The sequence below is a fragment of the Methylobacterium tarhaniae genome (genome assembly GCF_001043955.1).
GTDB classification, from domain to species: Bacteria; Pseudomonadota; Alphaproteobacteria; order Rhizobiales; family Beijerinckiaceae; genus Methylobacterium; species Methylobacterium tarhaniae.
Map to the genome: position 1 here is coordinate 1 of NZ_LABZ01000180.1, position 9,551 is coordinate 9,551.

Genomic DNA, 9,551 nt, shown 5'->3' on the forward strand with positions numbered 1-9,551 from the left:
AAGCTCCCCCCGCGGGTGCTGTCGCTGCACCCGGCGGGGGGAGCTTGACGCCGAGGATTCGACGCCCGTCAGGTTGGCCGCGCGACGGGCTGCCGGGGGTGGGAAGCCGATGATCCGGTTTCGATTCGACAGGGGCGTAAGCGGATGTCGGCATTCGCTCTCAGTCGCACTGGTAGGTCACGCGTGCCTGTTCGAAACGCCGGGCCGCAAGGTCCTGGTTTCGGATGATGACGTAGTAGGCACCCGGTCCGGTCATTCCCGCATTGAGATCGACGCCGATCTGAAGCAGCAGCCGCCATTCGCCGGCACTGGGAAGCAATGCTTTCGCCTCGGGTGACGTCCAGGCTTCTCCTGTGCCGCAAGAGATGCCGTTGGCAGCAAGTTGGCTGGTGGCCTGCAAGCCGTTCTGCAAGGTGCGAGGATAACCACCCAATTGGTGGTTCTCGCCGTCTTCCTCGTCCGGGGTCCCGAACTCCGACAGCCATTCGCCGTAGATCGCGGACAGAGTGCCGTCGGCCAGATCGAAGGCATCCCAGCCTTCGTCGCTCATCGGGATCGGCGTGACGACGGGGCTGGCATGGATCAGGGCCGGTTCGAAGATGCTCGTCCAGTCGTCATCCGAGATCGCTTCGAGGTCCGATGGGATCGCCGCCCGCGTCAGCGATTCCTGTGGACTTTCGTCCCAGATCACGCGCCAGCCGACCGACGCCTCCGGCGTGAAGTCTTCCGGTTGTTCGAAGAAGTCGTAAAAGACGAGAAGGCGCCCTGTCTTCGGAAACGTGGGGTCATACCCATCGATCGCCGATAGTTCCGCCAGATCGAACTGGCCGAAGAAGGCGAGAGGGAAAGGTCGCTCCACCGCATCCGCCTTCGCCAGATGCTCGCGACTGAATATCTCGCCTTGTTCGGGGGTCATCCAGGAGCGCGGCTTTCGCGAATCCTGCCGTAACCTCTCGGCATCCTTTCGATGTGCGGCGGCGCGCTTCTCCGCGTCCGGATAGGGCGGACGCATCGGCCACTTCATGCCAACCGGAAGGTCCGGAGCCCCACCGAGCCTGCTCGAGCCCAGAGGCGGCGTGTCTTCGCCAACCGCCACCGTCGTGAGAAGCAATGCAGTCCGCGCTTGAGCGACGAGACGGTCGATGGTCTTGGTGGGCAATCCCCTGTCGCCGAGGGATGTCAAGATTTCGTCGCGCGTCCGTGGCAGGGGGGTGCTCATGCTGCGCAACGACTCCTTCACCGGCTCGACTCGTTTTCATTTTATGCGTCGGTACGGAGCAGCGGCAACCGACGCCGAGCGTGAGCTGGCACTCAGTATGGCGTGCCGAACTCTTACGGCATCTCAAGAACGAACGGCTGGCGACAGGCAACGTCCGCCTATCGGAACAAGGGCGTCCGTCGTGACCGACCGGTTGCGGTCCAGGCTGTGTGACGACTCAGGCACGCGTTGAATGTGTCGAACACTCTTCTGCGCTGCCGCCATTCGACGATCCCGGGTCGCGGTCCGGTTGCGCCGGATCGCAACGTGATCGGGCCGCGCCCTCGTCACGGGGCAAGCCTCAGGTGATGAGATGGTCCCGCCGCCGCAGGGCCGGAAACAGCCGGCCCCACAGGGCCGCCACCGCCACCGTCGCCACACCCCCCACCACCACCGCCGGCACCGCCCCGATGAAGGCCGCCAGCGTGCCGGATTCGAACTCGCCGAGCTCGTTCGAGGCGCCGATGAACACGGTGTTGACCGCCGCGACCCGGCCGCGCATCGCGTCCGGGGTCTCGCCCTGGACCAGGCTCTGGCGCACGTAGACGCTGACCATGTCGGCCGCCCCCGTCACGAACAGGCAGGCCATCGACAGGGGCAGGGAGGTGGAGAGGCCGAAGCCGATCGTGGCGAGGCCGAACACCCCGACCGCGATCAGCAGCCGCGGGCCGACCCGGCGGGTCAGCGGGCGATGCGCGAGAACGATCGCGGTCGCGACCGAGCCGAGGGCCGGCATGCTGCGCAGGAGGCCGAGGCCGAGGGGGCCGACGAGCAGCACCTCCTGGGCGAAGATCGGCAGGAGCGCGGTGGCGCCGCCGAGCAGCACCGCCACGAGGTCGAGGGTGATGGCGCCGAGCACCACCGGCTGCGAGCGGATATAGGTGAGGCCGGCAAGCAGGGTGCTCCAGGTCACGGCCGGCCGGGTCGTCATGGCGGAGGGGCGCGGCCGGATGCCGATGATGCTGATCGCCGCGAGCGCGAAGCAGGCGGCCGCGAGGCCGAACACCACCGCCGGCCCGAGCGCGTAGAGGAGGCCGCCGAAGGCCGGGCCGGTCACCGACGCGCTCTGCCACAGCGAGGAATTGAGCGCGATGGCGCTGCCGAACTGCTCGCGCGGGACCAGGGTCGGCAGCAGCGCCTGGCTCGCCGGGTTGGCGAAGGCGCGGGCCGTGCCGACCAGCACCATCAGGGCGTAGATCGGCCAGACCGGCGTGGAATGGGAGGCCGCCAGCCCCATCAGGCCGAGGCCGGCGAGGGCCAGGAGCCCGTAGGAGAGGGCCGCGACCCGGCGACGGTCGAACGTATCGGCGACGTGGCCGGTGACGAGGGCGCCGAGCATCGCCGGCGCGAAGCTCGCCAGCCCGACGAAGCCGAGGGCCAGCGCGCTGCGGGTCAGGTCGTAGACGAACCAGCCCACCGCCACCGCCTGCATCTGGTAGGCCAGGCCGGTGAGGAAGCGGGCGCCGCCGAAGAGCCGGAAGTCGCGGTTGCGGAAGAGCGTCCAGCCGGACGGGGCGGGGGAGAGCATGGCGGTTCCGTGCGCCCGCCCGCGGCGGGCGCGTTCGAGGCCAGCCCTCGCCCGATGGCGAGGGGGAGGCGGATCAGGCGGCGAGCTTGCGGGTCAGGACGGCGAGACCGAAGGCCAGGGCCGACAGGGCGACCGCGATCGCGATCGAGAGCAGGCGTCGCGGCTGCTGGGACGATTCCGCCCGGATCGGCTCGACGATCATGCTGAAGAACTCGATCTGCCGGTCGGCGATCATCCGCGAGCGCTCCCGCGCCGCGATCGTCGCCGCATAGTACTTCTCGGCCGTCTTGCGCTCGGCGTCGAGTTCCTCGAACTTGGTCAGCGTGGCCGAGAGCACCCGGCGCTGCTCCGGATCCTGGTTGGCCGCCTCGCGCTCGATGCGGGCGATGGTGTCGTCGAGCTGGGCGATCTGCGCCTTGAGGTCCTGGACGCTGCGGCTGTCGTCCCGCAGGTCGCGTTGGAGCAGGCTGAGCTTGACCGCCAGGTTGATCCGCTGGGACCGGATCTCGGCGACCATCTTCAGGTTGGTGTCATTGGCCTTCTGGGCGTCGAGGACGCCGTCCCGGTTGCGCAGGTCGCGGACCGCGAGATGGAGCTTGGTCAGCCGCTGCTCGGCGCGCTTCATCTCGCGCTCGCTCTCCGCCAGGGCGTCGTTGCGGGCCCGCACCGTGAGCTGGTTCACCAGCCGCTCGCTCTCCGTCAGCACGGCCTTGCTGATGGCCAGGGACTCGTCCGGATCGAAGGCGTTGACCGTGACCTCGATCAGGCCGGACGACTCGACGCTGACCTTCACCCGTTCGGTCCAGTAGCGGACGAGCTTCTCGATCGGCTTCTCGGGATCGAAGCGCGAGTAGAGATCGATGTCGCCGCGGGAGAACATCTGCCGGAGCGGCAGGGTGCGCTCCAGCGTCTCGACCATCGCCCGGCTCTTGATGTACTCGCCGACGATCATCGAGTCCTGGGCGATCATCTGGGCCGGGATGCTCGAGGTGGTGCCGACCGCGTCCGGCGCCGCCTTCTCGGCGCCGCCGATCGCCGGGCGGAGGGCGAAGCGCGCCTCGGTCACGTAGCGGTCCGAAAGGTAGAGGCCGAAGAACACGGCGCTGCCCAAGGCCGGGATCAGGAACAGGAACAGGAACAGGAGCGGGGTCACGACGTCCCGGCGCTTCTGCGCCCGGATCGTCCGGATGCTCGACTTGCTCGGGTTCGAGAAGCGCGACACCCGGGCCGCCTGCCGCAGGGCCTCGCCGATCATCCGGGAGCGGTCGGCGGGGCTGAGCGCCTTGCCGTCCGGATTGCGGGCGTCGATCGTCATGACAGGAGTTTCCGGCTGCGGGCGGGGCCGGGGCGCGTGGCGCGCCGGCCGGCCGGGAAGACGAAGGCGAGAGGCGCGACGGGAGGCGTCGCGCTCACTGGTTCAGGCGCTGGTAGACTTCGATCGCGTCGTTGATGTCGGGATAGATCACGGCGCGGCCGTTCGCCAGCACGATCCCCTGCTGGGCGTAATCCCGGATCGTGTCCATCGAGTGGGAGCACATGATGATGTCGGCATTCGCCCGCCGCTGGCTCCACACCTCCTCGCAGCGCTTGGCGAAGCGCGCGTCGCCGACGCCGGTGATCTCGTCGACGATGTAGCAGTCGAACGGGATCGCCATGCTCATGCCGAAGGCGAGCCGCGCGCCCATGCCCGAGGAGTAGTTGCGGATCGGCACGTTCATGTAGTCGCCCAGCTCGGCGAAATCCTCCACGAAGGCCAGCACCCGGCGCGGATCCTCGCCGTGGATGCGGGCGACGAAGATCACGTTCTCGCGGCCCGTCATCATCGGGTGGAAGCCGCCGCCGAAGCCGAGGGGCCAGGAGATCCGCGTGGTGCGGATCACGCGGCCCTTGGTCGGCAGCTCGCAGCCGGCCAGCAGCCGCAGCGTGGTCGACTTGCCGGCACCGTTGATGCCCAGGATGCCGTAGCTCACCCCGGGCTTCAGGGTCAGCGACGCCTGGTCGAGGATGGTGCGGCGGTATCCGTCCGTCTTGTAGATCTTGGTGACGTTGTCGAGGCGGATCATCGGCGGGACAGCACGCTCGAAAGGGGTGCGACCGCCCCGGGCATGCGGCGGACGGGCCGGGGGCCTGTCCCGATCATGCGCCGAGCCGGCATCCGCACGGTTAACGAGACCGACCCTGGCGGCCGGCAGGGTCGGCTTAGGCGGAAAAAGCGGCGAATCTGAGAAGCCGGCCCGTCCGGCACCGGTCCTCCGCTCCGGCGCGCCCGGTGATCACGCGCAACCTGGATTTATTATAAGTTCAGATTTATACAATGATGAAACATGATTTACGAACGAGATACATTGCATCTCGATCTTTGACTTTACGGCGTTTTGGATTAGAGACCGGATTCTCCCGCATCGTTCCCGGAAAGACCGCCGTGCTGATTGCATTCCTGATCATGCTGCGCGAGGGGATCGAGGCGGCGCTGATCGTCGGCATCATCGCCGGCTACCTCGCCCAGACCGGGCGGCGGGCCTGGATGCCGGCGGTATGGGGCGGCGTCGTCCTGGCCGCCGCGCTCTGCCTCGCGCTCGGCCTCGGGCTGCAGGCGATCGGCGCCGAATTCCCGCAGAAGCAGCAGGAGATGGCCGAAGGGGTGATCGCGCTCCTGGCTGCCGGCATGCTGTGCACGATGGTGTTCTGGATGCGCAAGGCCGCCCGATCGGTGCGGGCCGAGCTGCACGGCGCCGTCGACCACGCGCTCGGGCGGGGCAGCGAAGGCCGGGGTGGCTTCGCCCTCGCCGTGATGGCCTTCCTGGCGGTCGGCCGCGAGGGGCTCGAATCGGTGTTCTTCCTCCTCGCCACGGTGCAGCAGGATGTCGGCTGGGGCGTGCCGGCGGGTGCGGCGCTCGGCATCCTGCTCTCGGTGCTGATCGGGATCGCGCTGGCCAAGGGCGCCGTGCGCATCGACCTGCGCCGCTTCTTCCGCTGGACCGGGGTGTTCATCCTGTTCGTGACCGCGGGCCTGCTCGCCAGCGCGCTGCGCGCCTTCCACGAGGCCGGGCTGTGGAATCACCTCCAGGCCACCGCCTTCGACCTCGGCCATGTCCTGCCCGCCGATACGGTGCTGGGCACCCTGCTCGCCGGCATCTTCGGCTACCAGGAGGCGCCGGCCTGGGGCGAGGTGCTGGTCTATCTCGGCTTCCTGGTCCCGGCCCTGTGGGCCTTCCTGGCCGGCGCCCGGCCGGCTCCCGTGGCCACGCCCCGCCACGCCTGATCTCCCGCAAGGACCTCCCCCGATGACCGCCCGCCGGCCGGCTGCCCTCGCCACCTTCCTCGTCTCGACCGGGGTCGCCCTGTCCCCGGTGAGCGCCTCGGCCCAGGCGCCCGAGCCCATCGCGGTGACGGTGACCGACAAGGGCTGCGAGCCCGCCGCCCTCACGGTTCCGGCCGGCAAGTCGGTGTTCAAGATCAGCAACAAGAGCCGCCGGGTGCTGGAGTGGGAGATCCTCCAGGGCACGATGATCGTCGAGGAGCGGGAGAACATCATCCCGGGCTTCGTGCAGTCGCTCTCGGCGACGCTCCAGCCCGGGGCCTACGAGATGACCTGCGGGCTGCTCAGCAACCCGAAGGGCACCCTGACGGTGACGGCCACTGCCGCGACCGCCCCCGGCACGCCGGACCCGATGGCCCTCGTCGGCCCGCTCGCCGCCTACAAGCTCTACGTGATGGGGGAGGCCGAGGCGTTCGAGACGCAGACCACGGCCTTCGCCGAGGCGGTGAAGGCGGGGCGGATCGCCGAGGCCAAGGCGCTCTACCCGGTGGCGCGCCGCCACTACGAACGGATCGAGCCGGTGGCCTCGCTGTTCAACGACCTCGATAAAAGCATGGACGTGCGGGCGGACGACTTCGAGAGGAAGGAAGCCGATCCAGGCTTCATCGGCTTCCACCGCCTCGAGAAGGGATTGTGGGCCGACAACAGCACGGAGGGCTTGACGCCCTATGCCGACCGGCTCGTCGCGGACGCCGCCGAGCTGAAGCGGCGCCTGGCCGACCTCACCATCCCGCCGGCCAAGATGGCGGGCGGCGCCGCCGGCCTGATCGAGGAGGTCGCGGCGACCAAGATCTCCGGCGAGGAGGACCGCTACAGCCGCACCGACCTGTGGGACTTCCATGCCAATGTCGAGGGCTCGCGCAAGATCTTCGACCTCCTGCGCCCGCTGGTGGCGTCCCGCGACCCCGACTTCGTCGCCCGCACCGAGAAGAATTTTTCGCGGGTCGAGACGCTGCTGGCGAAGTACCGCACCGAGGGCGGCGGCTTCGCCCCCTACGACCATCTGAGCGATCGCGACCGCAACGCCCTGAAAGGGCCGGTCACCGTGCTGGCCGAGGACCTCTCGACCCTGCGCGGCAAGCTCGGCCTGGACTGACCGCCGCCATGGCCTCCTGCCCATTCTCGACCTCCCGCCGCGCCCTGCTGCGCGGGCTCGCTGCCGGCACGGGTGCCGCCGCGCTCGGCTCCGCCCAAGCCGGCATCGCCCAGGCCGGCATCGCCCAAGCCGGCATCGCCCAAGCCGGCGTCGCCCAAGCCGGCATCGAACAAGCGGGCATCGACCAGGCCCGGGCCAAGGACGCCACGCCCTCCGTCGCCAGCGACGGCCCCCTCGACCGTCAGCCGTTCCACGGCCCGCATCAGGCCGGCATCGTCACGCCGCAGCCGGCCGCCGCCCTGTTCGTCGCCCTCGACGTGCTGGCCGAGGATCGCGGCGAGTTGGCCAAGCTGTTCCGGATCCTGACCGAGCGCTTCGCCTTCCTGACCGAAGGCGGGGCGGTGCCATCCCTCGACCCGCGGCTGCCGCCGGTCGATTCCGGCATCCTCGGGCCGCAGGTGCTGCCCGACAACCTCACGGCCACGCTCAGCGTCGGCGCGAGCCTGTTCGACGACCGCTACGGCCTCGACGGCGCGAAGCCGCGCCGTTTGCGCCCGATGGATCGCTTTCCCAACGATTCCCTCGACGGCAAGCTCTGCCACGGCGACCTGCTGGTGCAATTCTGCGCCGACACCGCCGAGACCAACCTGCACGCCCTGCGCGACGTGATCCGCCACACGCCGGGCCTCGTCGCCTTGCGCTGGAAGCTGGAGGGCATGCTGCCGCCCCAGGTCGTCAAGCGCCAGGGGCAGGACACGGTGCGCAACTTCCTCGGCTTCAAGGACGGCACCGCCAACCTCGACGCCCGCGACGACGCCCTGATGCGGCGCCAGGTCTGGGTGCAGGCGGGGAGCGGGGAGCCGGGCGATGGGGAGCCGAGTTGGGCGGCGGGCGGCTCCTACCAGGTGGTGCGGATCATCCGGAACTTCGTCGAGCGCTGGGACCGCACCCCCTTGCGCGAGCAGGAGCAGATCGTCGGCCGCCACAAGGAGAGCGGCGCGCCGCTCGGGCAAACCGACGAGCATGCCCTGCCGGACTACGCCGCGGACCCGGCCGGCACCCGCACGCCGATGGATGCACATATCCGGCTCGCCAACCCGCGCACGCGTGAGACCGCCTCCAGCCTGATCCTGCGCCGCGGCTACAACTACTCGGCCGGGATCACCCCGTCGGGCCAGCTCGACATGGGCTTGCTCTTCGTCTGCTACCAGGCCGACCTCGATGCCGGCTTCGTGGCGGTGCAGAACCGGCTCAATGGCGAACCGCTGGAGGAATACATCAAGCCGATCGGCGGCGGGTACTTCTATGCCCTGCCGGGCGTGCCGGAGCCGGGCGGGGTCCTGGGGCAGGGGCTGCTGGGGGCTTGAGCGGATCCGACCCTGCCCGGATATCGGCTTTCGACATCCAGCCTCGATCTCAGAATCGATCCGACTTGCCCCGGGATAAGGGTGCCGTCCGCATCAGTCCGGGGCCGCGCAGCGGAGCCCGGAATCCAGAAATGCCGACGGTTACGAATGGTGCGGAGCGTTGGTCGCATGATCGTGGAGCGTCAGCGGTCATGGATCCCGGCTTCTCGACCTCGTCGAGCCCCGGGATGATGTCGAGGAGAGGTGGTATTCGGGCCGGATGGCTGGCGGGACGAGTCAAGTGGGCTCGGTGAACGCAATCGAAGCGAAGCCATAGCGCGCGACGGCGCTTCCGCATGAGCGCCGGAGCGACGGCGGAAGCCCGCGACAGCGATCCTCCATCACCATTTCTTAACCATGAAGCGCCCACGATCCCGGCCTATGAAAAAGCCGGAGTGCGAACCCCGGCCCACGTCGGCGATTGGGCGCGCCCGCTCAGCCGAGATTCAAGCGGTCCACCTTGGTGCCCGCCCCGCGCAACGATTCCGGAATCGCCGCGAAATCGGCGTAGCCCGCCTCGCGCGCCATCGCGTCGAGGGCCTGCTGCTCGTTCTCGGCGCCGCCGGTCCAGAGGATGGCGCCGGTCGCGGCCTGCCTGACCTGGAAGATGGCCATGAACATTGTCCTCCCACTGAAGGCTGAAATCCTGACCTTCAACGCGAGCCGGTCGGCGGAGGTTGCACCGGATCGAACGTTGCAGGAACACCCGATTCTGGTGTAGAGAATGAACGTTCATTCTCAGGACCGCCCCTGCGTGCCGCCCCAAACCAACCCCGCTCAGGCCAGCCCCGCCCGCCTCGATTCGACCGAGGAGCGCCGTACCCGCATCCTCGATGCGGCGGAGGCCTGCTTCGTCCGCGACGGTTTCCACCGCGCCACGATGCACGACGTGGCGGCGGAGGCCAGCATGAGCCCCGGCAACCTCTACCGCTACTTCCCGTCGA

General features: G+C 69.0%; 9 protein-coding genes. 4 read left to right on the forward strand and 5 right to left on the reverse strand.

What is annotated here, in order from left to right; genetic code table 11:
- Window positions 1–160 precede the first annotated feature (160 nt).
- The 4 genes from VQ03_RS23280 to VQ03_RS23295 all read right to left on the reverse strand — a co-directional run bounded on the left by VQ03_RS23280 (window position 161) and on the right by VQ03_RS23295 (window position 4,849).
- Complete coding sequence (locus VQ03_RS23280; protein ID WP_157064221.1) at window positions 161–1,219, reverse strand: YwqG family protein; 1,059 nt, start codon at window positions 1,217–1,219, stop codon at window positions 161–163.
- A 340-nt stretch (window positions 1,220–1,559) separates the two neighbouring features.
- Window positions 1,560–2,786, reverse strand: a complete 1,227-nt coding sequence (locus VQ03_RS23285; protein WP_048453288.1) for an MFS transporter — start codon at window positions 2,784–2,786, stop codon at window positions 1,560–1,562.
- A 73-nt stretch (window positions 2,787–2,859) separates the two neighbouring features.
- Window positions 2,860–4,101, reverse strand: a complete 1,242-nt coding sequence (locus VQ03_RS23290; protein WP_048453289.1) for a KpsE/RkpR family capsule polysaccharide export protein — start codon at window positions 4,099–4,101, stop codon at window positions 2,860–2,862.
- 94 nt (window positions 4,102–4,195) lie between these two features.
- Complete coding sequence (locus VQ03_RS23295) at window positions 4,196–4,849, reverse strand: ABC transporter ATP-binding protein (protein WP_048453290.1); 654 nt, start codon at window positions 4,847–4,849, stop codon at window positions 4,196–4,198.
- Between the two features lie 359 nt (window positions 4,850–5,208).
- On the opposite strand from VQ03_RS23295, the gene efeU reads away from it, so the two are divergent.
- The 3 genes from efeU to efeB are packed head-to-tail and all read left to right on the forward strand — an operon-like array spanning window position 5,209 to window position 8,568.
- On the forward strand, window positions 5,209–6,048 hold the full coding sequence (gene efeU, locus VQ03_RS23300; RefSeq protein WP_048453291.1) for an iron uptake transporter permease EfeU: 840 nt from the start codon (window positions 5,209–5,211) through the stop codon (window positions 6,046–6,048).
- 22 nt (window positions 6,049–6,070) lie between these two features.
- Entirely contained in the window at window positions 6,071–7,201 is a 1,131-nt protein-coding gene (gene efeO, locus VQ03_RS23305; RefSeq protein WP_048453292.1) for an iron uptake system protein EfeO, read from the forward strand.
- Between the two features lie 8 nt (window positions 7,202–7,209).
- The gene (gene efeB / locus VQ03_RS23310; RefSeq protein WP_048453293.1) at window positions 7,210–8,568 is read left to right on the forward strand and encodes an iron uptake transporter deferrochelatase/peroxidase subunit; all 1,359 of its coding nucleotides are present in this window, start codon (window positions 7,210–7,212) and stop codon (window positions 8,566–8,568) included.
- Between the two features lie 474 nt (window positions 8,569–9,042).
- Here efeB and VQ03_RS23315 read toward each other — a convergent pair whose 3' ends face one another.
- Window positions 9,043–9,222, reverse strand: coding sequence for a hypothetical protein (locus VQ03_RS23315; protein ID WP_048453295.1), 180 nt, complete (start codon window positions 9,220–9,222; stop codon window positions 9,043–9,045).
- A gap of 139 nt (window positions 9,223–9,361) precedes the next feature.
- Here VQ03_RS23315 and VQ03_RS23320 point away from each other — a divergent pair.
- The coding region (locus VQ03_RS23320) for a TetR/AcrR family transcriptional regulator (RefSeq protein ID WP_048453294.1) at window positions 9,362–9,551 on the forward strand (190 nt) is incomplete at its 3' end.

Bases quoted from the DNA above. Each gene is read 5' to 3' on its own strand.
- VQ03_RS23280 (WP_157064221.1), bottom strand. From the start codon at position 1,219: ATGAGCACCCCCCTGCCACGGACGCGCGACGAAATCTTGACATCCCTC.
- VQ03_RS23285 (WP_048453288.1), bottom strand. From the start codon at position 2,786: ATGCTCTCCCCCGCCCCGTCCGGCTGGACGCTCTTCCGCAACCGCGAC.
- VQ03_RS23290 (WP_048453289.1), bottom strand. From the start codon at position 4,101: ATGACGATCGACGCCCGCAATCCGGACGGCAAGGCGCTCAGCCCCGCC.
- VQ03_RS23295 (WP_048453290.1), bottom strand. From the start codon at position 4,849: ATGATCCGCCTCGACAACGTCACCAAGATCTACAAGACGGACGGATAC.
- efeO (WP_048453292.1), top strand. From the start codon at position 6,071: ATGACCGCCCGCCGGCCGGCTGCCCTCGCCACCTTCCTCGTCTCGACC.
- efeB (WP_048453293.1), top strand. From the start codon at position 7,210: ATGGCCTCCTGCCCATTCTCGACCTCCCGCCGCGCCCTGCTGCGCGGG.
- VQ03_RS23315 (WP_048453295.1), bottom strand. From the start codon at position 9,222: ATGGCCATCTTCCAGGTCAGGCAGGCCGCGACCGGCGCCATCCTCTGG.